The sequence below is a fragment of the Pseudomonas putida genome (assembly GCF_028682455.1).
Classification (GTDB): domain Bacteria; phylum Pseudomonadota; class Gammaproteobacteria; order Pseudomonadales; family Pseudomonadaceae; genus Aquipseudomonas; species Aquipseudomonas putida_AA.
This window is the reverse complement of the sequence record NZ_JANHLD010000001.1, coordinates 253,781-278,280: the sequence shown is the minus strand read 5'-3', so window position 1 is coordinate 278,280 and position 24,500 is coordinate 253,781. Positions and strand designations below refer to the sequence as shown.

Sequence of the window (24,500 nt, the reverse complement as noted above, 5' to 3'; positions counted from 1 at the left end):
CGCTTACCACTGGTGGGTGTAGCTGGCCGTGAGTACCGTGCCGGGAGCTGGCAGGTGGCTGGTGTTGTTGCTGCTACGCATCAGTTGGCTGTACAGCGGGTAGTAGTCCCGATTGAACAGGTTCTGCAGGCCCACGCTGACCTGGTCGTCCTCGCTCAGTTGGTACTGGCTGATCAGGTCGACGGTGGTGTAGCCATCGACCTTGCGTCGACCGAAGCTGGCAACCCCATCCAGGCGGTAGTCATCACCGTCAAAGTAGGTTGCCTGTACGCGGTTGCTCCAGACGTCGCTCGGTTTGAACTGCACGTAGGCGGTCAGCTTGAGTGGTGGGATGCGATACCCGGTCATGTCCTGCCAGTCGCCACCGTCGGGCTGTTCCCGCCCCTTCATCCAGGTGAAGGTCCCCCCCGCTCCCCAGCGCTCATCGACGGTCAGCCAGTCGGCACTGCCTTCCACACCGTAGATCCGCTCTTTGGTGCGCGTGAGGATCAGGCCGTTGTTGAAGCTCTGCACGTCCCCCAGTTTGGACGTGGTGTAGAACACCGCCAGCGATGCCAGCGTCTGCTCGCCCAGCGCCCCGCGCCAGCCCAACTCGTAATTGTTGGTCTTCACAGGTTCCAGGTTCGAAGAGTCGATATCGAAGCCGCGGCGCGCATTTCGCAGCTGCACACCGATATCGGGCAGTTGGAAGCCCTGGCTGAACGCCGCATAGACTTCCTGGCCGGCGACGGGTGAGTAGGTCACGCTGATGTTGGACAACACCGCATCGTACTGGACGTCGCCACCCTGCACCGTGGCCGGTTGGGCCGCTGTCGACTCCGATAGCGGGATGAAGTCATCGTACTCGGCGGTGGCGTATTCATAGCGCAGCCCACCCTCCATCGACCATTGATCGTTGAACTTGTGCTGCAGCTGGGCAAAGCCTCCGACACTGCGCGAGGTCAGGTCGGGCATGTAGGTCAGCTTGCCGATCTTGTCGAACACCCTGCCACCGCTGGCGTCATACGCCTGCGGATCGAAGATGTCGATGGGCATGTCGCTGCGCTCCTGGTTGAAGTCGGCGCCCCACAACAGCTCCGTGCTGCCCTGGTTTCCGAGCGGGGTACGCAGGGTGACCCGACTGCCGAACACTTCGCTGTTCTGCATCACCTGGTCGACATTGCGCCCCCGAGTGGCCACCGCCCGCGCATCGAAAGGCGTAAAGCGGGTGAAGTAGTCCCGGTAGTAGAGCTGCGCATTGAGCGTGCCGCCGAGTATGTCGGTGTGTGCGTACTCAAGGTTCAACAGGGTGTTCTTGATCTGGTTCTGCTCGTCCAGCACCAGGCCCGACAACGGCTGCGCCGGCACCGTACCTGGAGGCAGGCGGGCGACAGAGGGGTCGGAGGTGTAGTCGGTGTCCTGGTCGGCGTTGTAATGGCTGGCAGACAGCTGGATGCGCTGGACATCATCGATACGCAACCCCAACTTGCCGCCGATGTTGTAGGTGTTGGAATCGAACAGGTCGCCCTGGCTTGGTTCCGGGGCGATGCGATGACCCTTGGCGTCATAGGAGGCGCCAATGTGCCGGGCACCAAAGTCCAGGGCATAGTCGACCTGGCCCCGGGAACCGGACAGGTGATGCTGCAACTGGCCGCCAAGGCCATCGCTGTCCAGTTGGCTCAGGGGCGATACGGCAGTCAGGCTGGTCTCTGCTCGCGGCTCGCCGCCGGCTGGCCGGGTAGTGATCGAGATGATCCCGCCGGTTGCACCGGCACCATAAATGGCGCTGCTGCCGCGCGTCACTTCGATGCGCTCGATCAGCGCCGGGTCGATGTTCGCCAGGTTGCGTGAAGAGTCGCGGTTGGTATTGAGCGGAACACCATCGACCAGCACCAGCATCGTCCGTCCGCGAAGTGTCTGGCCGTAGTCGGTGATGGTACGGCTGGAGTCGGCCATGCCGGGAATGCTCTTGGCCAGCAAGGTGGCCAGGCCATCGGACCCTTGGCGCAATTGCTCCAGTTGCTCGCGCTCGATGACATTGACCTGCCGGGCCTGTGGCACCAGGTCACTGTTGAGGCGCGAGGAGCTGATTTCCAGGTTGGCCAGCTCCACCGCGCCCGTGTCGCGACCCGATGGTTGGCTAACCTCTGCAGGCTTGCCCGGCACCACCAGGTATGTGTGTTCGTCACGTTCCTGTGCGGTCAGCCCGCTTTTTCCCAGCAGCCGCTCAAGGGCTTCCTGCAAGGTGTAGCGCCCCCGCAGTGCAGGTGCCGTCTTGCCGGCAGTGATTTCGCTGGCAAACAGAATCTGGGCCGACGATTGCCGGGCGACGGCATTGAGTGACTTCTCCAGCGATGTGGCTGGGACATCGAAATCGACCGGTGCGGATTGCGCCAACGACCATTGGCTGAGCAGCAGGCTGCTGGCCAGCAAGGACAGGCGCACAGGCGCACGCAGGAGGGGCTGACTCACGTTTTTATTCTCCACGGATTAAGGTTGCATGGAGATAGCCGTCAGCAGCGCTGCGAAACCCTACCTCGATCGACGATTATTTTTTCTTGTCACGTGAATTGATCAGTACCGCGCCATCGGCAGCGGTAGACACGCTCACCGGCAGGATGGCGGGCAACAGCGACAGCAGGCGGTCAACATGGTCGCTGTCGAACACACCGGAAACCGGCAAGCGGCCAAGCTTCTGGTCCATCAGGGTGATTGGCTGGCGGTGGTAGCGCCGGAGCGTGTCGACGACCTCGGCCAACGGCGTGCTTTCAAACACCAGGCGGCTGTCTTTCCAGGCACTGACATCGTCGACGCTGACCCGCATCACCTGGCCTGGAATACCTTTGCGCACCCGCACTTGCTGGCCGGGCTCGAGCAGCGCGACCGCGTCGGTACCACCACGAACGGCGACCTTGCCTTCGGCCACGGTGACCTGCACATCGTCTTCGTACCGATTGACGTTGAAGCGGGTCCCCACCACGCGCACCGCAGCCGCCCCGGCGTCGACCAGGAATGGGCGGTACAACCTCGTCGAGACGTCGAACAGCGCCTGGCCTCTTTGCAACGCGACCTGGCGCGTGCGCAGGTGCCAACTGACCGTTATCTCACTGTCGCTATCGAGCAGCACCGTACTGCCATCGGCCAGTTGCAACGCCTGACGCTGACCGACCTGGCTGACGAGGTGCTGGCTTTGGTAGGCAGGGTCGACCCAGGCCGTACCGGCAGCGATTGCCAACAACAGCAGGCCCAGGGTCTTTGCGGTTGCGCGCTTGTTCTTGGCGGGGGTGGGCGCGGGGAGCGGGAAACGTTGCTTGAGCTCTTCGCGAAAGCGGGCGATGGCCTCGTCTTCCTGGCTGTAGTCCTTGGCATCGCGCGGGGTACGGCTCATGGCAACACCTCGGCACCCAGGTGCTCGCGGCAAGCGTTCATGCCCAGGCGCAGGTGCTTCTCTACGGTTTTCAGGGAAATACCCATGCGCTCGGCGACTTCGGCCTGTGGCAGCTCGTGGACCTTGTGCATGACGAACACCATTTGGCAGCGCGGCGGCAGGTTGGCAATCGCTTCGGTCAAAAGCTCCAGGGCCCTGGCACCTTCAAGGTGGCGTTGCTGGCTCGGCGCACTGCTGGCGACTTCCGGCAGCGCTGGCATCGCCACAATCCAGGCTTCTCGTCGACGTTCGCTGCGATAGCGAGTGACAGCGGTGTCGTGGGCAATTTTACGCAGCAATGCCAAGGGCGTGCGTACATCGTCCTTCTCATCCTTTTCGAGCAGCTGAATGCACAGGTCATGGACCACCTCGCGCGCGAAGACTCGCTCGCCAAAACGTCGACGAACGTGATCCACCAGTTCTTCATAGTGGCGAACCAGGGTGGTGAGCAGCGATGGCTTGGGAGGGTCGACCTGCACGATGACCTGCGCGAAGGAAAGGACGAGGGCCTGGAGTGGACAAATGTGCGGCGCAGTATAAATGCGAATGTATTTCATTTAAAGCATTCTTGCACTACCCGCACTCAAGCCACGGCTACGCGCGCGCCCAGACATGGACAAGCCCACTTGCCCGTGATAAAGGAGGCGAAATCCTGGCTAAACACAGGCTCCCGAGCAAAACCCGCCCTTAAGCCATTGATCTGCGGTATTGCTCTGTTGAATTTCAGTGCAAACTAACGCCATGCAAAAAATTCTGTTGAGCGCCCTGGCGCTGGTTGTCATCGCTGCCTTGAGCGGCTACGGGTTCTGGACCGAGCAACGGCCGGCGGGGCATTACCTGTCGGACCTGCGTATCGAGCTCGCCCTGAGCGAAGGCACTCCCGCAGGCAATGGCAACCTGCTTGGGGTCGAACCGCAGTTGTACCCGGGGGATTACCAGAACCTGCATCGCCTGCACCGCAAGCTGGCTGCCTATCTGGACCAGGCCCGCAGCCAGGGCCTGATCAATGCCCGCACCATTGTCATCCTGCCCGAGCACATCGGCACCTGGCTGTGGGCGCGGGGCGAAAAGAACGAGCTGTACCAGGTCACCGAGCGCCGCGAGGCCTGGCAGTGGCTGGAGCTCAGCAACCCGATCCGTTATGGCCTGGCCATGCTCGGCGCCGAAGGCGATGACCGGCGCGCCGATGCCCACCTGCGCATGAAGGCGCAGCAAATGGCCAATGACTACCAGCAACTGTTCGGCGGCCTGGCCAAGGAGTTTGGCGTCACACTGGTGGCAGGCTCCATCGTGCTGCCCTCGCCGTATGTGGAGCGCGGCACCCTCCAGGTCGGCGTCGGCGCACTGTACAACAGCACCCTGGTGTTCGCCGGCGACGGCTCGGTCCTCGGCCAGCCGCAACTGCAGCAGCACCCCGACGGCGACGTACGCCGCTACATCGACAGTGGTACCGACCAGCCCCCGCAAGTGCTGCAGACCCCGGCCGGACGCCTGGGCGTGCTGATCGGCAGCGACAGCTGGTACCCGAGCAACCAGCAACAACTGGCCAACCAATCGGCGCAGTTCATCGCCAACCCGGCATTCCTGGGTGGCAAAGACAGCTGGACCGGCCCGTGGCGCGGTAACCGTCACCAGCCCCTGGCGGCCACCCTGCCCTTCAAGCCAGGCGAAGTCAGCGAAGCCCGGGCCTGGCAGCAACTGACCTTGAGCGCCAACCCCGGGGGCATGAGCAGCATGAGCGTGTTTTCGCGCGGACGCTTCTGGGATCTCGTCGCCGAGGGCCAGGGCTTTGCCAATCGTGACGGGCTGAACCTCAACGGCAACAGCGCCCACGGCGCTCGTTTGCTGAACCTGTGGCTCTAGCCCGACCATGACCCGCCCACGGATGCGCCTGGGTGACCTGTCAGTGGGTTTTGTCCAGAGCCTTGAAGAGGCACTGCAACAACACGGTATCGAGCCCACAGCGCTGCTCAAGCGCTATGGGCTCGATGCCGCACGCCTGGCCGAAGCAGGCGCACGCTTGTCCATCCCCCGCTACATGCACCTGGGCCATGCCGCCATCGAACTCACCGGCGACCCGGCGCTGGGCCTGCACATGGGCCGCATCAGCCGCCTCAGCCAGACGGGCCTGGCCGGCGTCACCGCGGCCCAGGCGCCGACTGTCGGGGACGCGGCGCGTACGTTGTTGCGATTCGAACCGCTTTACGCCTCCAACTACCGTGGCCGTTCGAGCTTTCACGAGGACAGCAGCGGCGCCTGGCTGCGCTTCTACTCCATCAGCCCCTACAACGCCTACAACCGCTTTGTAGTGGACTCCCTGCTGTCTGGCTGGTTGGCCCAGCTGTCGAGCCTGGCGGGCACGCCCCTGCAGGCTGACCGGGTGGAAATCGAATTCGAGGCGCCCGCCTATGCCTCGCACTACCAGGTGCTGTGCACCTCCCCCGTGCAATTTGGCGCCACGACCAACCAACTGCACCTGAGTCGAGCGAGCCTTGCCCTGCGCAACCCGGCGCATTGCCCTAGTACCTGGCAGCACCTGTCGAACTTGTGTGAGGCGGAGCTGGAGCAGCGCACGCGGATTCGCAGCCTGGGCGAGCGGATTGCCCACCTGCTGGGGCCGCTGCTCAATGGCGGGCGGGAACCGGATCTGGAGGAAGTGGCGCGTCATCTGCAACTGCCCACCTGGACACTGCGACGCAAGCTTGCCGAGGAAGGCACGCAGTTTCGCGCCATTCTCAACGACACTCGACGCGATCTTGCCATGACCTACATCCGTGACACGGAGCTGGCCTTTGGCGAGATCGCCTATTTGCTGGGGTTTGCGTCGGCCGAAGCCTTCCAGCGCGCGTTCAAGCGCTGGAACAGCATCACCCCGGGGGAGTTTCGCCGCAGCCAGCGGCGTACCGGCTGAAACTACAGCTCGGTGGCGTCCTCGGCAGGCTCGGGCGGATCGAGCTCCAGGGCGCGCAATTCGAGTAGTTCTTCTTGATAGTCGTCCATCGTCTGCTCCGTCGTTTTCTCATTCATGTCATTGATTCGTTATCGAGCCTAAAGTGCCGCGATGAAAGAAAAATGACAATGACGCTCATCAAAACAACGTAGCAGCAGATGGAAGATTTATCCGCCTTTACAGCGGCGCCTGTTCGGGATTGACGGCAGGCGTCACTGGAGCAACGGTGGGGACCGGCTCAGCCGCCGCGGGCGCCGGTTGCTCGGCGCTGATCGGCGTCGCCTCTGCTGGCGGGGCAACCGGCATCGAACCCTTGCTGTCGTCGACCACCGGCGTCGCTGCGGCCTCGGCAGCAGGTGCCTGCTGTACCGGTGCCGACTCGGTGGCCGGTGGGGTTACAGCAGCGGGTACGGCTGCAGGTGCTGCCGCATTGGCCGGGGGCAAGGCCGCCGGTGCAGGCTCGGGAATCCCCAATTCAGGCGCAGGCTTTTCGACGGGCTTTTTCGGCGCCGCCTTTTTCTTCTGTTCCTTGGGCAGGAAGCTCTCGACCAGGGCGAAGTAACGCTCGTAGAACTTGGCCGAAGTCACGGTTTCGCTGGCGACCTTGACCATGGAGTCGTCGGAAGAGCCGATCGGCATCGACACCGAACCCAGCACGCCCACACCCAGACTGGCCGAGGTGTTGGATTTTTTCAGTGCATAACGGTCCTGCAGGGCGTTGGCGAACATGGTCGAACGCTTTTCGCCGCCACTGTCGGGGGCGCAGACCACGTTGAAGCTGATCTGCAGGTGCGAGTCGCCGGTCTGCTGGAAACTCTTGTTGCCATTGACCTGGCCGGCATCGCTGCTGGTGATGATGTAGCCCTGGCTGAGCAAGGCGCGGCGGGCCGCTTCGCACGAACCCGCTTCGCTGACCGGGAAGCTGCGCGAAAAAGTACCCGAGTCGTCGAAATTCTCGTGTTCGTAGATGGCAGCTTTCTTCGATGAACAGCCGGAAACACCCGCCAGCACCAGGGCTAGCCCGAGCGCACTGAAGACGGTTGACTTTGACATTGCGAATCCTGAGTAAAACGGTCGGTGCCTATTGTGCAACACATCGGCGGATCACTGAAACCACAGCCGGTCAATCACCACGGAAAATTCTTTGGCACCTGCGTCAAGCCCTGATGAGCACAGGGCCAAGCCGTTGGTCGGCAGGTAAAGGCGCGGGCACAAAAAAAGCGACCCTAGGGTCGCTTCTTTTGTTGCTGTATGGCGCAGCGGACGGGACTCGAACCCGCGACCCCCGGCGTGACAGGCCGGTATTCTAACCGACTGAACTACCGCTGCGTGTCGTGCAAACCTGGACTGCGAAACTGCCGCTGATCTCAGGCACAAAAAAAGCGAACCTTAGGTCGCTCTCTTTGCTGCTTCGAGGAGTTCAAGGGCCTCGAAGCGAATATGGCGCAGCGGACGGGACTCGAACCCGCGACCCCCGGCGTGACAGGCCGGTATTCTAACCGACTGAACTACCGCTGCGTATCACACAGACTTTCGCCTGCTTGAAACTGGGATCTGGCCTGAAGGCTTCGGTGCCTTCGGACCTCAAACCGGTCATTCAACCGATCTGGAGAAAAGTGGCGCAGCGGACGGGACTCGAACCCGCGACCCCCGGCGTGACAGGCCGGTATTCTAACCGACTGAACTACCGCTGCGCATATGGACTTGCGTCCTGTTCCTCTCTGGTAACACCTTCTTGCGAATGTGTCGGGCCAGGAACATCTCAGGAAGTGGTGGGTGATGACGGGATCGAACCGCCGACCCTCTGCTTGTAAGGCAGATGCTCTCCCGGCTGAGCTAATCACCCGTGTGCTTCGCTGAGGTGGCGAAATTTACGCAGGTATCGATGCTAAGTCAATACTCTGATTGAAGTTTTTTTCATATTGGTGAAAAAACCAGTGGCAAGCTTGAAGCTGCAAGCGCCAAGAAAAAGCCGAATCAAAAGCAACTCGGGCACTTCTTGCCGCTTGCCGTTACTTGTAGATCATCTTCTTGGTCATGCCGCCGTCGACCACGAACTCCTGGCCGGTGACGAAGCCTGCATTGCGCGACAACAGCCAGGCAACCATGGCTGCCACGTCTTCTACCGTCCCTACCCTGCCCGCCGGATGCTGGGCGTGATCGGTTTCGGTCAACGGCTCGGCTCGGCGCTGGAACGGGTCCCGGGCGTCGATCCAGCCGGGACTCACCGCATTGACCCGGATCTCCGGCCCCAGGCTCACCGCCAGGGCGTGCGTGAGGGCCAGCAGACCGCCCTTGCTCGCCGCGTAGGCTTCGGTGTCGGGTTCGGACTGGGCCGCACGCGTGGAGGCCAGGTTGACGATGGCCCCGCCGTGAGCGCGCAGATAAGGCGCGCAGTGCTTGGCCAGCAGCATCGGACCACCCAGGTTGACCGCCAGCACACGGTTCCAGTGCGCCAGACTGAGGGTCTCCAGGGTGGTGTTGTGGGGATCGGCAATGGCAGCGTTGCACACCAGTGCATCGAGACGACCGAACTGACCGAGCACTTCGGCCACCCCGGTCTTGACCTGGGTCTCGTCGGCGACATCCATGCCGATGAACCAGGCGTTGTCGCCCAGCACCTTGGCAACCTTGGCGCCGCGCGCGCGATCCAGGTCGGTAAGCACGACCTGCCAACCTTCGGCAATCAGCCAGGCAGCGATGCCCAGGCCAATGCCGCGAGCCGCACCGGTCACCAGGGCGACGCGGCCGTTATGGCTGCTGTCGCCCGCCGACCAGTCGATCACAGCGCCGCCAGACCGCGGGCCAGGTCGGCCTTGAGGTCAACCACGTCTTCCAGGCCCACCGCCACGCGAATCAAGCTGTCGCGAATGCCGGCAGCCTCACGCTCCTGCGGCGACAGGCGACCGTGGGAGGTGGTGCCCGGGTGGGTGATGGTGGTCTTGCTGTCGCCCAGGTTGGCGGTGATCGAAATCAGTCGAGTGGCGTCGATGAAGCGCCAGGCGCCCTCTTTGCCGCCCTTGACCTCAAAGCTCACCACCGCGCCGAAGCCGCTCATCTGGCGCTTGGCCAGTTCGTGCTGCGGATGGCTCACGAGGCCTGCGTAATGAACCTTTTCGATGCCTTCCTGCTGCTCCAGCCACTCGGCCAGGGCCTGTGCATTGGCACAGTGAGCGCGCATGCGCAGGTTCAGGGTCTCGAGACCCTTGAGGAAGATCCAGGCGTTGAAGGGGCTCAGGGACGGCCCGGCGGTGCGCAGGAAACCCACCACCTCCTTCATCTGCTCGCTGCGCCCGGCAACCACACCGCCCATGCAACGACCCTGGCCGTCGATGAACTTGGTGGCCGAATGGACGACGATATCAGCGCCCAGCTTGAGCGGCTGCTGCAAGGCCGGGGTGCTGAAGCAGTTGTCGACCACCAGTTGGGCACCCTTGGCATGGGCGATCTCGGCAAGGGCAGAGATATCCACAAGCTCGGCCAGCGGGTTGGACGGCGACTCGACGAACAGCAGCTTGGTATTGGCCTTGATTGCCTGCGCCCAGCCGGCGAGGTCCACCAGTGGAACGTAGTCGACCTCGACGCCGAAACGCTTGAAGTACTTCTCGAACAGGCTGATGGTCGAGCCGAATACGCTCTGCGAGACCAGCACATGGTCGCCAGCGCTGCACAAGGCCATTACCGTGGACAGGATTGCCGACATGCCAGTGGAAGTCGCCACTGCCTGCTCGGCGCCTTCCAGGGCGGCGATGCGCTCTTCGAACGCGCGTACGGTGGGGTTGGTGTAGCGTGAATAGACGTTGCCTGGAACTTCGCCGGCGAACCGTGCAGCGGCGTCGGCCGCTGTACGGAACACGTAGCTGGAGGTGAAGAACAGCGGGTCGCTGTGTTCACCCTCCGGCGTGCGATGTTGGCCGGCGCGTACCGCCAGCGTGTCGAAAGCGACCCCTTCGAGGTCGCTGTCCAGGCGCCCGGCATCCCATTCCTGTGTCATGCCGCTGCTCCTAAATCAGTTGTTGTACAGGTCGATGATGGCGCTGACCGCCTGGTTCTTGACCTTGGAGGCGTCGTTGCGCGCCTGCTCGATCTTGTCCAGGTAGGCCTCGTCGATGTCGCCGGTAACGTACTTACCGTCGAACACGGCGCAGTCGAAATGCTCGATCTTGATCTTGCCACCACCTACAGCCTCGATCAGGTCCGGCAGGTCCTGGTAGACCAGCCAGTCGGCGCCGATCAGTTCGGCGACATCCTCGGTGCTGCGATTGTGGGCGATCAGTTCATGAGCGCTCGGCATGTCGATGCCGTAGACGTTGGGGTAGCGCACAGCCGGGGCTGCGGAGCAGAAGTAGACGTTCTTGGCGCCGGCTTCGCGGGCCATCTGGATGATCTGCTTGCACGTGGTGCCGCGGACGATGGAGTCATCCACCAGCATCACGTTCTTGCCGCGGAACTCCAGCTCGATGGCGTTGAGCTTCTGGCGTACCGACTTCTTGCGTGCCGCCTGGCCGGGCATGATGAAGGTACGGCCGATGTAGCGGTTCTTGACGAAGCCTTCACGGAACTTGACGCCCAGGTGGTTGGCCAATTCCAGTGCAGCGGTACGGCTGGTGTCGGGAATCGGGATGACCACGTCGATGTCGTGATTCGGACGCTCGCGCTGGATTTTCTCGGCCAGCTTCTCGCCCATGCGCAGGCGCGCCTTGTAGACCGAGACGCCATCGATGATCGAGTCGGGACGAGCCAGGTAGACGTGCTCGAAGATGCACGGGGCCAACTGCGGGTTGATTGCGCACTGGCGCGTGTGCAGCTTGCCTTCCTCGGTGATGTACACCGCTTCGCCCGGCGCGAGGTCGCGGATCAGGGTGAAGCCGAGCACATCCAGGGACACGCTTTCGGAGGCGATCATGTACTCCACGCCTTCGTCGGTGTGGCGCTGGCCGAAGACGATCGGACGGATACCATGCGGATCGCGGAAGCCGACAATGCCGTAGCCGGTGATCATCGCCACCACGGCGTAACCGCCGACACAACGGTTGTGCACGTCGGTGACGGCAGCGAACACGTCTTCTTCGGTCGGCTGAAGCTTGCCACGCACCGCCAGCTCATGGGCGAAGACGTTGAGCAGGACTTCGGAATCGGAACTGGTATTGACGTGGCGCAGATCGGACTCGTAGATCTCCTTGGCCAACTGTTCGACGTTGGTCAGGTTGCCGTTGTGCGCCAGGGTGATGCCGTAGGGCGAGTTGACATAAAACGGCTGGGCCTCGGCCGAGGTCGAGCTGCCCGCTGTTGGGTAGCGCACGTGACCGATGCCCATGTGGCCCACCAGGCGCTGCATATGGCGCTGCTGGAACACATCACGGACCAGGCCGTTGTCCTTGCGCAGGAATAACCGGCCATCATGGCTGGTCACAATACCGGCAGCGTCCTGGCCGCGGTGCTGGAGGACGGTTAGCGCGTCATACAGCGCCTGATTGACGTTCGACTTACCGACGATACCGACGATGCCACACATGCGACGCAACCCCTACTTAATGAAACTGGACTGAACAGCTTTCAAGGCGTTTTGGGCCCCAGAAGCTGATCCTTGAACGGGAGATCAGCCGGTGCGCTGATCCCGCTGGCTAGCCACTGACTGGTGAACCCCAGAATGAGGTTTTTTGACCAGTCAGCCACCAATAGAAATTGTGGCACCAGGCGAGACTCCTGCCACCACTGATCCTGTTGTACCGGCCCAAGGCTCAATAGCCCGACGGCCACTACCACCAGCAAGGCCCCACGGGCGGCGCCGAAGGCCATGCCCAGGAAGCGGTCGGTCCCGGAAAGCCCGGTGACGCGAATCAGCTCGCCGATGAGAAAGTTGATCATTGCCCCCACCAGCAGGGTGGCGACGAAAAGAATGGTGCATCCAGCGATGACTCGTGCCGAAGGCGTCTGGATATAGGCTTCCAGGTACTGCGACAGCGAACCACCGAACATCCAGGCCACGGCACCGGCGATGATCCAGGTAAGCAGCGACAAGGCCTCTTTGACAAAGCCGCGCTTGAGACTGATCAGCGAAGAAATGGCGATGATCGCGAAAATCGCCCAGTCGACCCAGGTAAATGCCACAGTGTTGCCTGCAAACGGATAAGGCGGCGCATTTTACCAGAGCGGCGGGCTGTCGGTAAGCAGTGATTTTCCGCCCGGCGCTGGCCGGGCGACGAGCAATCAGCTGCGCTCGGGCTGGAAGCGCACCACGATGCCGTTGAGCTTTTGCTGACGGCTGATCACGTCGCGCAGACGCTCGGCTTCGCTACGCTCGATCACCGGCCCGACGTACACCCTGTTCATGCCTCCAGCCGAGCGGATATAGGCGTTGTAGCCCTGGCTGCGCAGGGTCGACTGCAGCTTGTCGGCACCGGCTCGGTTGGACAGGCTGGCCAACTGCACCGACCAGCTGATTGGCAGGCCATTGGCGTCGATCTTGCCCTGGGCAGGCTTGGCCGCGGTGGCAACGGTGGCTGTCGGCTTGGCTTCTGGCTTGACCGCAGGGGGTGGCGTGACAGGCTTGGCAGCGACCACAGGCTCTGTTGTCGGCACCGGTACCGCCGCTGGGGCCGGGGCAATCGGCGTGCTTGGCGCCTGGGCAGGTGCGTTGGACTGTTCGACGATCACGGGCTGTTCTTCAGGCAATACCTGAGGCTCCGGCACGGACACAGGTTCGACCTGCACCTGCGCCATGCTCGGCGCTGCCGGCGCCTCGGGGGCCTCGACGCGCACCTGGCGCATTTCGTCTTCGCGAGTGAACAGCATGGGCAGGAAGATCACCGCCAATGCCACCAGCACCAGCGCGCCAACCATACGCTGCTTGACCACTTTATCCAGCAATGCCATTTGCCCCATCCTCCGTGGCCTGCCCGCTCAGCCACTGCAGGGCCTCACCGACACAGAAAAACGATCCGAACAGCAGGATTTCATCATCCGCCGTCGCCAGTGCGCTCTGCCCTTCCAGGGCCGCCGCTACGCTGGTGTAAGACGCAACATCGGCCCCAAGGTTCGCCAGCGCCGCTTCAAGCTCGCCTGCCGGACGGCTGCGAGCGGTATCCAGCGGCGCGACAGCCCACGCCTGGACCTGGCCGAGCAATGGCTGCACCACACCGGCAAGGTCCTTGTCGGCCAACAGGCCGAACACTGCCAGACGCTTGCCCTTCACTGGCCGGCTGGCCAGGCGCTGGGCCAGGTACTCGGCAGCGTGAGGGTTGTGCCCGACATCCATGAGGATAGTCAAATCCTTGCCCTGCCAGCGAAATGCCCGGCGATCCAGGCGACCGACCATGCGCGTGGACTGCAACGCTGCAGCGATTTGCCCGGCATCCCAGGGCAGGTCCAGCAGCAGGTAGGCCTGCAGCGCCAGGGCGGCGTTCTCCATTGGCAGATCGAGCAGCGGCAGGTCGTGCAGCTCCACCACCTGGCCTCGGATATCCACGCCCCGCCACTGCCAGTAACGATCGGTGCTGGCCAGGTCGAAATCACGGCCGCGCAGGAAGAACGGGCAGGCCAGTTCGCGGGTCTTGTCCAGGAGCGGTTGCGGCGGATTGAGGTCACCACACAGGGCAGGCTTGCCCTGGCGGAAGATCCCGGCCTTTTCAAAGGCTACCAACTCCCGGGTGTCTCCCAGGTAGTCGACATGGTCGACGCCAATGCTGGTGACCAGCGCCACATCGGCATCGACGATATTGACCGTATCCAGTCGCCCGCCCAGGCCGACCTCGAGCACCACGGCATCCAGCGCCGACTGCTTGAACAGCCAGAACGCCGCCAGGGTGCCGGCTTCGAAGTAAGTCAGGGAGATTTCGCCACGGGCGGCCTCGACGGCAGCAAAGGCTTCGCACAACTGCTGGTCGGCCGCTTCCTCGCCGTCAATCTGCACCCGCTCGTTGTAGCGCAGCAGGTGCGGCGAGCTGTAGACCCCGACCTTGAGCCCCTGGGCGCGTAGCAAGGCGGCCACAAAGGCGCAGGTCGAGCCCTTGCCGTTGGTACCGGTCACGGTGATCACCCGTGGCGCCGGCTTGTCCAGCCCGAGCCTGGCCGCAACCTGTTGCGAACGCGCCAGGCCCATGTCGATGGCCGAGGGATGCAACTGCTCGAGATAGGCGAGCCAGTCGCCAAGGGTACGTTGGGTCATACGGTGGCAGGCGCCGGCGGTACGACGATCGGCTCGATCACAGGCGCGACGAACTTCGGCGTCGGCAGGCCCATCATCTGCGCCAGCAGGTTACCCAGGCGCGGACGCAGTTCCTGACGCGAGATGATCATGTCGATGGCACCGTGCTCGAGCAGGAACTCGCTGCGCTGGAAGCCTTCTGGCAGTTTTTCACGCACGGTCTGCTCGATCACGCGCGGCCCGGCAAAGCCGATCAGTGCTTTTGGCTCACCGACGATCACGTCGCCAAGCATCGCGAGGCTCGCGGATACGCCGCCGTAGACCGGGTCGGTCAGTACCGAGATGAACGGAATGCCTTCTTCGCGCAGGCGTGCCAGCACGGCCGAGGTCTTGGCCATCTGCATCAGCGAGATCAGCGCTTCCTGCATGCGCGCGCCACCGGAGGCCGAGAAGCAGACCATCGGGCAACGGTTTTCCAGGGCGTAGTTGGCGGCGCGAACGAAGCGCTCACCGACGATGGCCCCCATCGAGCCACCCATGAAGGAGAATTCGAAAGCGCTGACCACGATCGGCATGCCCAACAGGGTACCGCTCATGGAAATCAGGGCGTCTTTTTCGCCTGTCTGCTTCTGGGCGGCTGTCAGGCGGTCCTTGTACTTCTTGCCGTCGCGGAACTTCAGGCGGTCGACCGGCTCAAGATCCGCACCCAGCTCGGCACGGCCATCGGCATCCAGGAAGATGTCGATGCGGGCACGGGCGCCAATGCGCATGTGGTGATTGCACTTGGGGCAGACATCCAGGGTCTTTTCCAGCTCCGGACGATACAGCACGGCCTCGCAGGACGGGCACTTGTGCCACAACCCTTCAGGCACCGAACTCTTCTTCACCTCGGAACGCATGATCGAAGGGATCAGTTTGTCTACTAACCAGTTGCTCATGCTTTCTTTCTCCAGTAGCGGCGACCGGCAGGCTTTGACTGCCTGGTCGCGCGTATGCCCTTGAGCTCAATTCGTGTATGACGCGATGATGGGCCGGCCCTGGCGCCTCGCGTACAGCGAGTCGCCCCGATACCGCTCCATCGTCAACCTGTAAGGGCAACGCCTGTGGCGTCACCCGGTAATTTCGACCGGCCCTGGGGCGCGATCCGGCAGCACCGGGCTGCGAAAGCTATGGACGATGGCGCGCGGCCAGCCGTCACATCCGCAGCAGCAGACGTTATCACGCCTGTTTTACCGCCTTTATGAACGCCTCGATGCGCGCCGCATCCTTGATGCCCTTGGCCTGCTCCACCCCGCCGCTGACATCAACGGCATAGGGACGTACCTGGGCGATTGCACCGGCTACGTTGTCCACTGACAACCCGCCCGCCAAGACAATCGGCTTGCTCAGTTTCTCGGGGATCAGCGACCAGTCGAACGCCTCACCGGTACCACCCGGCACACCGGCCACGTAGGTATCGAGCAGAATCCCGCTGGCCCGGCTGTACAGCTTGCAACTGGCCTCCAGGTCATCCCCGGGGCGCACACGCAGGGCCTTGATCCAGGGCCGGTTGTAGCCTTCGCAATCGGCTGGGGTTTCGTCACCATGGAACTGCAGCAGGTCCAGCGGTACGACCTCGAGGATCTCGGTGAGTTCGCAACGACTGGCATTGACGAACAGGCCCACGGTGGTCACGAACGGCGGCAAGGCGGCAATGATTGCCCGCGCCTGCTGCACATCCACCGCCCGCGGGCTCTTGGCATAGAACACCAGGCCGATGGCATCGGCGCCCGCCTCGGCTGCGGCCAGCGCATCCTCGATGCGGGTAATGCCGCAGATTTTGCTGCGAACGGCGCTCATGACCTGTGAACCTCAGCTGATCCGGAAAGCCCCGGATGTTAGCAAATGGCTTGCGGATCGTCAGCCGCCAATGCTTCGTAGCCGGTGAGGAAGTGCGGGCCGATGTAGCGCTCGGGCAACGCGAATTCGTCGTGGTACTCCACCTGTACCAGGTAGAGGCCGAACGGATGCGCGGTCACCCCGCCGGTACGCCGCTCACGACTCTCCAGTACGTCCCGCGCCCACTCGACCGGGCGCTCGCCCGCGCCGATCGTCATCAATACGCCGGCAATGTTGCGCACCATGTGGTGCAGGAAGGCGCTGGCGCGGATATCGAGGACGATCATCCTGCCGTGGCGGGTCACCTGCAGGTGGTGAATGTTCTTGACCGGCGACTTGGCCTGGCACTGGCCGGCGCGAAAGGCACTGAAATCGTGGGTGCCGACCAGGAACCGGGCAGCCTGGGCCATGCGCTCGACGTCCAGCGGCCGGTGGTTCCAGGTAACTTCCTGGCCCATGTGCGCCGGGCGGATCTGGTCGTTGTAGATCACATAGCGGTAGCGCCGGGCAATGGCCTTGAAGCGGGCATGAAAATGCGCAGGCATCTCCTTGGCCCAGGTCACGCTGATATCGTGAGGCAGGTTGATGTTGGCCCCCATGGTCCAGGCCTTCATGCTGCGCACGGCCTGGGTGTCGAAGTGCACCACTTGTCCACAGGCATGAACGCCAGCATCGGTACGCCCGGCGCACGACAGCGTCACGGGCGAATCGGCCACTTTGGACAGCGCCTCTTCGAGCGTCTGCTGCACACTCAGCACGCCATCGGCCTGACGCTGCCAGCCGCGGTAGCGCGAACCCTTGTATTCAACGCCCAGGGCGATGCGGAAGAAGCCTTCGGCCGCCGATTCGGCAACCGTGTTATCAATGATTTCCAAGAAGATACAGCCTGTCGATTTTGCAGATGGCGGGAATTATAACGACAACGGCAGCCACTCGGGCTGCCGTCGGACGTTCAAGGGCAGGACTCAGACCAGACGCGAGAGCATCTCTTCGGCTTCCTGGCGCTGGGCATCACTTCCCTCCTTGCGCACTTCGTCGAGGATGTCGCGGGCACCGTCATGGTCACCCATGTCGATATAGGCCCTGGCCAGGTCGAGCTTGGTAGCGGCCTCATCGGCGCCGCCCAGGTAATCGAACTCCAGGTCATCGCTCAGGTCGTCGCTGACCACTGCATCTTCAGCCGTGAAATGCGGCTCGATCGAGGGCTGCTCCAGGCTCTGGGACAGCTTGTCGAGTTCGGCATTGACGTCGTCGAGCTCGGTGGCAAAGTGCTTGGCCGCATCGGACTCATCGTCCAGCGAGAGCGACAGGTCGAAATCTTCCGGCAGGTCGAGCTCGCTCAACGGGTCGAACTCCGGCATCGACTCGTCGAACGCGGCAAGCTCTGCAGCGATATCTACCTGCTCGCCTTCGGGCAGCACGCCAGGCTGGTCGCCCGCGACATCGAGATCGAAATCTGCAAGATCGGCCAGCTCCGGGACCGCTTCAACCAATGGCTCGGCCGGTGCCTGGATGTCCTGCGCAACGACCGGGGCCTCTAGCTCAGGTTCTGCTACGGCTACGGCTTCAGCCTCTGCAGCTGCCGCCTCATCGAGCAATGGCGGCTCTTCCAGCTCGAGGCCTTGCAGGTCGTCGTCCAGGCTCAGGTCGAAGGCGCTGTCCAGGTCATCCTCGATGATCGGCTCTGGCTCCAGCACGGGCTCCAGCACGGGCTCTGGTTCTGGCTCCAGCGCCGAAACAGCTTCAGGTGCCGGCTCCGGTTGTGGCTGAGGCGCGTCGTCTGCCTGCGGCTCATCGTTGAGCAGGGCCTGGACGTATTGAGCATCCAGTTCGGCAGCCAGGGCTGCAGCCCCGATCCCGCCAGCCGCCAGAGCGACCATGGCCGGGAAACGTCCCTTGAGGGCCTCGACATCCGCATGGTTCTGACCGGTGGCGATCAGTTGGCGCTCATGCCCCACAAAGGCATCGCGATCACCTTGGCGTGCATGGACTTCCATCAGCTTCAGGCGCAGGTCACTGCGTTGCGGCTCAGCGGCGACGGCCGGCTCAAGCAGGTCGACCGCGTGGTTGAGGCGACCCTGGGCAATGCACGCTTGTACTTCATCGAGCAGCGCATCACCGGTGGGTGCTGGTACTGCATCGGCGGCTGGGGCAACCAGGGGCGCCGCCATGGCCTGGGGCTGGACGGGCTCGACCGGCTTCACCTCACTGGCCGGTGCTTCGGCGGCAGTGGCTGCGGCGGCCGAGGCCGCGACCACGGCAGGCGCCAGCGTGACTTTCGGCTCTGGCATTTCCAGCCCTTCGAAACTGCTCGGCGCCAGGTCCAGGTCCGGACCGCGCTCACTCTCTTCAGCCAGGGCGCGCGCCATGCGCAAGTGCTTTTCGGCTTCCTGATCGGCCTTGCGCTTGCGTGCCAGCAACAACAGCAGCAGAAGCAGTACCAGGAAGGCTGAACCGGCGATCAATGCCAGCAGCAATGGATTGCCGAGCAAGTCATCGAGCATTTTGCCGGAACCGCCAGGTGCCGGTTGTTCAGCGGCAGGTTCCGGAACCGGAACCGGCGCCGGAGCGTCGAGCGGTGCAGTATCGACCGCCGCGGGGGGCGGCGTGATCACCGCGTCCTCAGGCGCAGGTTGCAAATCGGCAGGCACGGCCGGTGTTTCAGCGGAAGTGCCCTGAGCTTCGAGCCTTGCCAACTGGTCGTTCTTGAGGGCGATCAAGCGCTCGAGCTTGTCAAGCTGGCTTTGCAGGTCTTGCATGCGGCTTTTCAGCTCCGCATTGTCGCGACGGGTGGTGTCGAGGTTTTCCTTGGCGACTGCGAGCTTGTCGCTGACCGCCTTGCCGTTACCGCCCGCAGCCTTGTCGCCTGGCGCGACCAGGCGCAGGTTGTCCTGGTTGGCGATCCGCGCCGGGGCAGCCTCGGCACCTTCGCGACGGGTGGCATCCAACTGCCGGGCGCGCGGGCCCAGGCGGCGCCCTTCGCGCCAGGCGGCATACTGTTCGGCGACCTCTGCTACAGCCTCGCCCTGGGGAATGCTGGCGATCTGCTGCTGGTCGGGCATGCGCAAGACCTGACCGGTCTTGAGCAGGTTGATGTTGCCATTGATGAAGGCGTCGGGGTTCAAGGCCTGGATGGCCAGCATGGTCTGCTGCACCGAGCCGCCCTGACGAGCCTTGGAGGCGATTTCCCACAGCGTGTCGCGGCGTACCGTGGTGTAGTTGGCAGCTGCGCTGGTGGCGGGTGTGATAGCCGAATCCGGCTTGGCCCCCGGCAATGCAGCGGCGTTGACCAGCACACTGTAGTCTCGCAGCAGACGCCCGCTCGGCCACATCACCTGGACAATGAACTTGACCATCGGCGCCGGCAGCGGCTGGCTCGAAGTCACGCGCAGCACGCTCTTGCCGTTGGGATTGATCACCGGCGTGAAAGTCAGGTCGTTGAGGTAGGCCTGGCGCTCGATCCCCGCCTTGGCGAACTCTTCGGGCGGTGCCAGGCTTGGCGCCATTTCGGCCGCCGTGAGATCGCGCACATCGAGCAGTTCGATCTCGGCATCCAGGGGCTGGTTCTGCGCCGACCTGAGTGTCAGCTCACCCAAGCCGAGGGCATGCGCCATACCGGACGACAGCGCCGACGCCGCGGCTATTGCTAAGACCAGTTTGCGAATTCGAAGCATGACCTCTTCCTTTGAAAGAACCGTCCCCGGCAACCGAGAAATATCGGGTAAAAATTATCGGCAAGTATCTTTTACACAATGTGTTTTATCAACAACTGTGCCAGTTGCACGGCGTTCAAGGCCGCACCTTTGCGCACGTTGTCCGTGGTCAGCCAGAGATTGAGCTGTTCAACTTCGTCGATCCCACCCCGTACTCGTCCAACATAGACCACGTCCTGGCCGACTGCGTCACCCACCGGCGTCGGGTAGTCGCCCGCCTCCACCAGCTCGATACTGTCGGCCGTTTCCAACGCAGCATTGACCGCAACCAGGTCAACCGGTTCACGGCTCTGCACGGTCACACTGTAGCTATCGCCGAAAAACACCGGGACTTGAATGCAGGTCACGGAAATCTTCAGTGCCGGCAAATCGAGGACCTCACGAAGCTCCTCGACCAGGCGACGCTCCAGCGCACCATGCCCCTGTTCATCGTTGGCACCCACCTGGGCCAGTACGTTGAATGCCATCTGGCGGTCGAAGAAACGTGGCTCCAGCGGCCGGGCATTGAGCAGTTCGGCAGTCTGGCGAGCCAGCTCGGTGACCGCCTCGCGGCCCTGAGCCGAAACCGCCAGGCAGGCAGTGACCTGGACCCGCTCGATGTCCAGCAACCCCTTGAGCGGGGCCAGGGCCACGGCCAATGCCACCGCTGCGGCGCTCGGACTGCTCACCTGAGCTGGCTGGAGCAGGCTTTCAAGACGGGCAGCATTGGCTTCAGGAACAATCGCCGGGGCCTGATCGGCGGGCAAGCCGCCGGACAGGTCGATGACGGTGCAGCCTGCAGCCTGCGCCCGCGGGGCAAAGCTTCGGGTTACAGCCGGGCCTGCGGCAAAGAACGCAAGCTTCACCTTGCTGAAGTCGAAACTGTCGACCTCACGCACCCGCAGGCTTTTACTGCGAAACATCACGCCACTGCCTGCCGATTCGTTACTGGCCAGCAAGTGCAGGGTCCCGACGGCGACGTCCTGCTCTTCGAGAATCTGCACAAGGGTTTCACCGACGGTACCGGTGGCACCGATCACGGCGATATCAATAGGCTGGCTCATGGAAAATCCTCTGCTGGAACGGCGGGAGCGGCACTTTACTTGGATTTGTAGCTGTGGAATACCTTTGTTGGAGCAGGCTTGCTGTAGGAGCGGGCTTGCCCTGCGATACGATATGACCGACAAACCGAGATCGCGGGGCAAGCCCGCCCCTACAACGAAAAAGCCCGTGCTGTTGGCAGCACGGGCTTCGGGTTCAGCTCACTGCAGCGATCAACGCTCCAGCAGGATCCGCAGCATGCGGCGCAGCGGTTCGGCTGCGCCCCACAGCAGTTGGTCGCCAACGGTGAAGGCGCCCAGGTACTGCGAGCCCATGTTCAGCTTGCGCAGGCGACCCACCGGAATGTTCAGGGTACCGGTGACGTTGGTCGGGCTCAGCTCCTGCATGCTGATTTCACGCTGGTTCGGCACCAGTTTCACCCAAGGGTTGTGCTGGCTGATCATGCCTTCGATATCGGCGATCGGCACGTCCTTGTTCAGCTTGATGGTCAGCGCCTGGCTGTGGCAGCGCATGGCACCGATACGCACGCAGATACCGTCGACCGGGATCGGGCTCTTGAAGCGACCGAGGATCTTGTTGGTCTCGGCCTGGGCCTTCCACTCTTCACGACTCTGGCCGTTCGGGAGTTCCTTGTCGATCCACGGGATCAGGCTGCCGGCCAGGGGAACACCGAAGTTCTCGGTCGGGTAGGCTTCGCTGCGCATGGCCTCGGCAACCTTGCGGTCGATGTCGAGAATGGCGCTCGCCGGGTTGGCCAGGTCATCGGCCACTGCCGCGTGGGTAGCACCCATCTGGCGGATCAGTTCACGCATGTTCTGCGCGCCGGCACCGGAGGCTGCCTGGTAGGTCATGGCGCTCATCCACTCGACCAGGCCGGCTTCGAACAGGCCACCCAGGCCCATCAGCATCAGGCTGACGGTGCAGTTGCCGCCGATGTAGTTCTTGGTACCGGCATCGAGTTGCTGGTCGATCACCTTGCGGTTGACCGGGTCCAGGACGATGACCGCGTCATCCTGCATACGCAGGCTGGAGGCGGCATCGATCCAGTAGCCCTGCCAGCCGGCTTCGCGCAGCTTGGGGAAAACCTCATTGGTGTAGTCGCCGCCCTGGCAGGTCAGGATCACATCAAGGGTCTTGAGCTCTTCAATGCTGTAAGCGTCCTTGAGCGGAGCAATATCCTTGCCCACGGCCGGACCCTGGCCACCCACGTTGGAGGTGGTGAAGAACACCGGCTCGATGAGATCAAAATCCTGCTCTTCCAGCATCCGCTGCATGAGCACGGAACCGACCATACCGCGCCAACCGATCAGACCTACACGTTTCATCGCAACTACACCTTTGCTAAAAAGTGGGCCGCTGCTTCACAAGGAAAAACAGCAGCGGGCCCGAGAGATTACAGATTCCGCAGCGCTGCGACTACTGCGTCGCCCATTTCCTGCGTACCCACCTTGCTGCAACCGGCCGACCAGATGTCGCCCGTGCGCAGCCCCTGGTCCAGCACCTGGCTGACAGCCTGTTCGATCGCTTCGGCAGCCGCCTGCTGGTTGAAGCTGTAACGCAGCATCATCGACACCGACAAAATGGTTGCCAGCGGGTTGGCGATGCCTTGGCCGGCGATGTCCGGCGCCGAGCCATGGCAAGGCTCGTACATGCCCTTGTTGCTGGCATCCAGCGACGCTGACGGCAGCATGCCAATGGAGCCGGTGAGCATGGAAGCTTCATCCGACAGGATGTCACCGAACATGTTGTCGGTGACCATCACGTCGAACTGCTTGGGCGCACGCACCAGCTGCATGGCGGCGTTATCGACGTACATGTGGGACAGTTCCACATCCGGGTAGTCCTTGGCCACTTCCTCGACGATTTCGCGCCACAGCTGGCTGGACGCCAGGACGTTGGCCTTGTCCACCGAGCAAAGCTTCTTGCCGCGCACACGGGCCATGTCGAAGCCGACGCGGGCAATGCGACGGATTTCGCTTTCGCTGTAAGGCAGGGTGTCGTAGGACTGACGCTCACCGCCTTCCAGCTCGCGAGTGCCACGCGGGGCTCCGAAGTAGATGCCGCCGGTCAGCTCACGAACGATGAGGATATCCAGGCCCGAGACGATTTCCGGCTTGAGCGACGAGGCATCGGCCAACTGCGGGTAGAGGATTGCCGGACGCAGGTTGGCGAACAGGCCCAGTTGCGAACGGATTTTCAGCAGGCCGCGCTCAGGACGAATATCGCGCTCGATCTTGTCCCACTTCGGACCGCCCACGGCACCCAGCAATACGGCGTCGGCCTGGCGCGCACGCTCCAGGGTCTCGTCAGCCAGCGGCACGCCATGCTTGTCGATGGCGGCGCCACCGATCACGTCGTGGGACAGGCTGAAACCCAGCTGGAACTTGTCGTTGGCCAGCTCCAGCACCTTGACCGCCTCGGCCATGATTTCCGGACCAATGCCATCACCTGGGAGAATCAGAATCTGTTTGCTCATGGGTTCCTCTTGTTCGACTCAAGCGACACGCCGCACTGGCCTGCCGGAAAAATAACTAGCGCTCGGCCCAGAGCACCAGGACATCGGTGCTGAACGAGCCGTCGGCTTCAATCTGGTAATACTGCCGTACTTCTTCGCCCATCGCCTGCTGCAAATGGCGTATGGCGCCACGCATCACCTCCGGGGTACGCATGCGCTCGACCCAGGAGCTGTACTCCAGGCGCAAGCGCTGGCGCGAATGACTGCGAGTGTGCAAGCCAGCCTCGCTGACCTGCTGCAACCATTGGGCTGCCGAATAGTCGCGCACATGGCTGGTGTCGCGCAGCACTTCAACGCTTTGCAGATACGTGTCGAGCAACGGACTGCCCGGCGACATCACGTCGATGAACGCAGCGACGCCTCCAGGCTTGAGGACCCGACGCACTTCGCGCAGGGCCAGGCCCAGGTCGCTCCAGTGGTGCGCCGAGTAACGACTCAAGACATAGTCGAAGCTTGCATCGGCGAACGGCAAGCGCTCGGCAACGCCACGCTCGGTGGCGATATTGGCAAGGTTACGCTCGCCAGCCGTGGCCGCAACGACGTCGAGCATCTGCTGCGACAGATCGTAGGCCACCACTTCGCGCACCAGCGGTGCAACGTGGAAGCTCACATGCCCGGCGCCACAACCCAGGTCCAGCACACGCGCCTGGTGTTGCCCGGCAAGCTCGGCCTGCAACAGGGCGAACTCGCTGCCCTGGGCGTGCACGGCACTGCTCAGGTAGGCGCTGGCTTGCTCGCCGAACTGACGTTGGACGACATCTGTATGGGTGGTGCTGGTCATCTGGATCTCCTTGCTGCCCTATCGCTGGCAAGCCAGCTCCCACATGCATCGCTGTGGGAGCCTGCATCAA

20 protein-coding genes and 4 tRNA genes are annotated in these 24,500 nt (G+C 63.0%); 2 read left to right on the top strand and 22 right to left on the bottom strand.

What is annotated here, in order from left to right; genetic code table 11:
• Positions 1 to 3: 3 nt before the first annotated feature.
• From NPS58_RS01375 to NPS58_RS01365, 3 genes are all read right to left on the bottom strand, one after another.
• Positions 4 to 2,451 (bottom strand): TonB-dependent siderophore receptor, encoded by a 2,448-nt coding sequence (locus tag NPS58_RS01375; protein ID WP_274112950.1) that lies wholly within the window; start codon positions 2,449 to 2,451, stop codon positions 4 to 6.
• Positions 2,452 to 2,527: 76 nt separating this feature from the next.
• Entirely contained in the window at positions 2,528 to 3,367 is an 840-nt protein-coding gene (locus tag NPS58_RS01370; RefSeq protein ID WP_274112948.1) for a FecR family protein, read from the bottom strand.
• Positions 3,364 to 3,885 carry an RNA polymerase sigma factor gene (locus tag NPS58_RS01365; protein WP_274115333.1) on the bottom strand — a complete coding sequence of 174 codons (522 nt, stop codon included), beginning with the start codon at positions 3,883 to 3,885 and terminating at the stop codon, positions 3,364 to 3,366. The genes NPS58_RS01370 and NPS58_RS01365 overlap by 4 nt, the downstream gene beginning before the upstream one ends.
• Positions 3,886 to 4,147: 262 nt before the next feature.
• On the opposite strand from NPS58_RS01365, the gene NPS58_RS01360 reads away from it, so the two are divergent.
• Together NPS58_RS01360 and NPS58_RS01355 are read left to right on the top strand one after the other, a co-directional pair.
• Positions 4,148 to 5,269 (top strand): nitrilase-related carbon-nitrogen hydrolase, encoded by a 1,122-nt coding sequence (locus NPS58_RS01360; RefSeq protein ID WP_274112946.1) that lies wholly within the window; start codon positions 4,148 to 4,150, stop codon positions 5,267 to 5,269.
• A gap of 7 nt (positions 5,270 to 5,276) precedes the next feature.
• A complete protein-coding gene (locus tag NPS58_RS01355; RefSeq protein WP_274112944.1) occupies positions 5,277 to 6,317 on the top strand; it encodes an AraC family transcriptional regulator in 1,041 nt (346 codons plus the stop codon).
• 216 nt (positions 6,318 to 6,533) lie between these two features.
• Here the strand turns inward: NPS58_RS01355 and NPS58_RS01350 are convergent, their stop codons facing one another.
• The 19 genes from NPS58_RS01350 to NPS58_RS01260 all read right to left on the bottom strand — a co-directional run bounded on the left by NPS58_RS01350 (position 6,534) and on the right by NPS58_RS01260 (position 24,430).
• Positions 6,534 to 7,409 (bottom strand): DUF2242 domain-containing protein, encoded by an 876-nt coding sequence (locus NPS58_RS01350; RefSeq protein ID WP_274112942.1) that lies wholly within the window; start codon positions 7,407 to 7,409, stop codon positions 6,534 to 6,536.
• A gap of 199 nt (positions 7,410 to 7,608) precedes the next feature.
• A tRNA-Asp gene (locus tag NPS58_RS01345) sits at positions 7,609 to 7,685 on the bottom strand.
• A 112-nt stretch (positions 7,686 to 7,797) separates the two neighbouring features.
• A tRNA-Asp gene (locus NPS58_RS01340) sits at positions 7,798 to 7,874 on the bottom strand.
• A gap of 99 nt (positions 7,875 to 7,973) precedes the next feature.
• A tRNA-Asp gene (locus NPS58_RS01335) sits at positions 7,974 to 8,050 on the bottom strand.
• A 76-nt stretch (positions 8,051 to 8,126) separates the two neighbouring features.
• Positions 8,127 to 8,202 (bottom strand) — tRNA-Val (locus NPS58_RS01330).
• A gap of 166 nt (positions 8,203 to 8,368) precedes the next feature.
• Positions 8,369 to 9,142, bottom strand: a complete 774-nt coding sequence (locus tag NPS58_RS01325) for an SDR family oxidoreductase (protein WP_274112940.1) — start codon at positions 9,140 to 9,142, stop codon at positions 8,369 to 8,371.
• Complete coding sequence (locus NPS58_RS01320) at positions 9,139 to 10,350, bottom strand: O-succinylhomoserine sulfhydrylase (protein ID WP_274112939.1); 1,212 nt, start codon at positions 10,348 to 10,350, stop codon at positions 9,139 to 9,141. The genes NPS58_RS01325 and NPS58_RS01320 overlap by 4 nt, the downstream gene beginning before the upstream one ends.
• 15 nt (positions 10,351 to 10,365) lie before the next feature.
• Positions 10,366 to 11,871, bottom strand: coding sequence for an amidophosphoribosyltransferase (gene purF / locus NPS58_RS01315; protein WP_274112938.1), 1,506 nt, complete (start codon positions 11,869 to 11,871; stop codon positions 10,366 to 10,368).
• A 41-nt stretch (positions 11,872 to 11,912) separates the two neighbouring features.
• Positions 11,913 to 12,467, bottom strand: a complete 555-nt coding sequence (locus tag NPS58_RS01310; protein WP_028945827.1) for a CvpA family protein — start codon at positions 12,465 to 12,467, stop codon at positions 11,913 to 11,915.
• Between the two features lie 99 nt (positions 12,468 to 12,566).
• The gene (locus NPS58_RS01305; RefSeq protein ID WP_274112935.1) at positions 12,567 to 13,232 is read right to left on the bottom strand and encodes an SPOR domain-containing protein; all 666 of its coding nucleotides are present in this window, start codon (positions 13,230 to 13,232) and stop codon (positions 12,567 to 12,569) included.
• Complete coding sequence (gene folC, locus NPS58_RS01300) at positions 13,216 to 14,523, bottom strand: bifunctional tetrahydrofolate synthase/dihydrofolate synthase (protein ID WP_274112933.1); 1,308 nt, start codon at positions 14,521 to 14,523, stop codon at positions 13,216 to 13,218. Before folC ends, NPS58_RS01305 begins: the two co-directional genes overlap by 17 nt.
• A complete protein-coding gene (accD, locus tag NPS58_RS01295; protein ID WP_274112931.1) occupies positions 14,520 to 15,440 on the bottom strand; it encodes an acetyl-CoA carboxylase, carboxyltransferase subunit beta in 921 nt (306 codons plus the stop codon). Before accD ends, folC begins: the two co-directional genes overlap by 4 nt.
• 280 nt (positions 15,441 to 15,720) lie before the next feature.
• The gene (locus tag NPS58_RS01290; RefSeq protein ID WP_274112929.1) at positions 15,721 to 16,341 is read right to left on the bottom strand and encodes a phosphoribosylanthranilate isomerase; all 621 of its coding nucleotides are present in this window, start codon (positions 16,339 to 16,341) and stop codon (positions 15,721 to 15,723) included.
• Positions 16,342 to 16,379: 38 nt separating this feature from the next.
• Positions 16,380 to 17,255, bottom strand: coding sequence for a tRNA pseudouridine(38-40) synthase TruA (gene truA, locus NPS58_RS01285; RefSeq protein WP_274112927.1), 876 nt, complete (start codon positions 17,253 to 17,255; stop codon positions 16,380 to 16,382).
• A 90-nt stretch (positions 17,256 to 17,345) separates the two neighbouring features.
• The gene (locus NPS58_RS01280) at positions 17,346 to 20,054 is read right to left on the bottom strand and encodes a FimV/HubP family polar landmark protein (RefSeq protein WP_274112925.1); all 2,709 of its coding nucleotides are present in this window, start codon (positions 20,052 to 20,054) and stop codon (positions 17,346 to 17,348) included.
• 71 nt (positions 20,055 to 20,125) lie between these two features.
• Positions 20,126 to 21,136: an aspartate-semialdehyde dehydrogenase gene (locus NPS58_RS01275; protein ID WP_274112923.1), complete on the bottom strand. Its 1,011-nt coding sequence runs from the start codon at positions 21,134 to 21,136 to the stop codon at positions 20,126 to 20,128.
• A gap of 210 nt (positions 21,137 to 21,346) precedes the next feature.
• Complete coding sequence (gene asd / locus NPS58_RS01270) at positions 21,347 to 22,459, bottom strand: aspartate-semialdehyde dehydrogenase (protein ID WP_010223256.1); 1,113 nt, start codon at positions 22,457 to 22,459, stop codon at positions 21,347 to 21,349.
• 68 nt (positions 22,460 to 22,527) lie between these two features.
• Positions 22,528 to 23,610: a 3-isopropylmalate dehydrogenase gene (gene leuB / locus NPS58_RS01265; RefSeq protein ID WP_274112920.1), complete on the bottom strand. Its 1,083-nt coding sequence runs from the start codon at positions 23,608 to 23,610 to the stop codon at positions 22,528 to 22,530.
• Positions 23,611 to 23,665: 55 nt separating this feature from the next.
• Positions 23,666 to 24,430 (bottom strand): class I SAM-dependent methyltransferase, encoded by a 765-nt coding sequence (locus tag NPS58_RS01260; RefSeq protein ID WP_274112918.1) that lies wholly within the window; start codon positions 24,428 to 24,430, stop codon positions 23,666 to 23,668.
• Between the last annotated feature and the right edge of the window lie 70 nt (positions 24,431 to 24,500).

Excerpts from the sequence above, each read along its gene's own strand:
- NPS58_RS01370 (WP_274112948.1), bottom strand. The coding sequence starts at position 3,367 with ATGAGCCGTACCCCGCGCGATGCCAAGGACTACAGCCAGGAAGACGAG.
- NPS58_RS01360 (WP_274112946.1), top strand. The coding sequence starts at position 4,148 with ATGCAAAAAATTCTGTTGAGCGCCCTGGCGCTGGTTGTCATCGCTGCC.
- NPS58_RS01355 (WP_274112944.1), top strand. The coding sequence starts at position 5,277 with ATGACCCGCCCACGGATGCGCCTGGGTGACCTGTCAGTGGGTTTTGTC.
- NPS58_RS01350 (WP_274112942.1), bottom strand. The coding sequence starts at position 7,409 with ATGTCAAAGTCAACCGTCTTCAGTGCGCTCGGGCTAGCCCTGGTGCTG.
- NPS58_RS01320 (WP_274112939.1), bottom strand. The coding sequence starts at position 10,350 with ATGACACAGGAATGGGATGCCGGGCGCCTGGACAGCGACCTCGAAGGG.
- purF (WP_274112938.1), bottom strand. The coding sequence starts at position 11,871 with ATGTGTGGCATCGTCGGTATCGTCGGTAAGTCGAACGTCAATCAGGCG.
- NPS58_RS01305 (WP_274112935.1), bottom strand. The coding sequence starts at position 13,232 with ATGGCATTGCTGGATAAAGTGGTCAAGCAGCGTATGGTTGGCGCGCTG.
- folC (WP_274112933.1), bottom strand. The coding sequence starts at position 14,523 with ATGACCCAACGTACCCTTGGCGACTGGCTCGCCTATCTCGAGCAGTTG.
- accD (WP_274112931.1), bottom strand. The coding sequence starts at position 15,440 with ATGAGCAACTGGTTAGTAGACAAACTGATCCCTTCGATCATGCGTTCC.
- NPS58_RS01290 (WP_274112929.1), bottom strand. The coding sequence starts at position 16,341 with ATGAGCGCCGTTCGCAGCAAAATCTGCGGCATTACCCGCATCGAGGAT.
- NPS58_RS01280 (WP_274112925.1), bottom strand. The coding sequence starts at position 20,054 with ATGCTTCGAATTCGCAAACTGGTCTTAGCAATAGCCGCGGCGTCGGCG.
- NPS58_RS01275 (WP_274112923.1), bottom strand. The coding sequence starts at position 21,136 with ATGAGCCAGCCTATTGATATCGCCGTGATCGGTGCCACCGGTACCGTC.
- asd (WP_010223256.1), bottom strand. The coding sequence starts at position 22,459 with ATGAAACGTGTAGGTCTGATCGGTTGGCGCGGTATGGTCGGTTCCGTG.
- leuB (WP_274112920.1), bottom strand. The coding sequence starts at position 23,610 with ATGAGCAAACAGATTCTGATTCTCCCAGGTGATGGCATTGGTCCGGAA.
- NPS58_RS01260 (WP_274112918.1), bottom strand. The coding sequence starts at position 24,430 with ATGACCAGCACCACCCATACAGATGTCGTCCAACGTCAGTTCGGCGAG.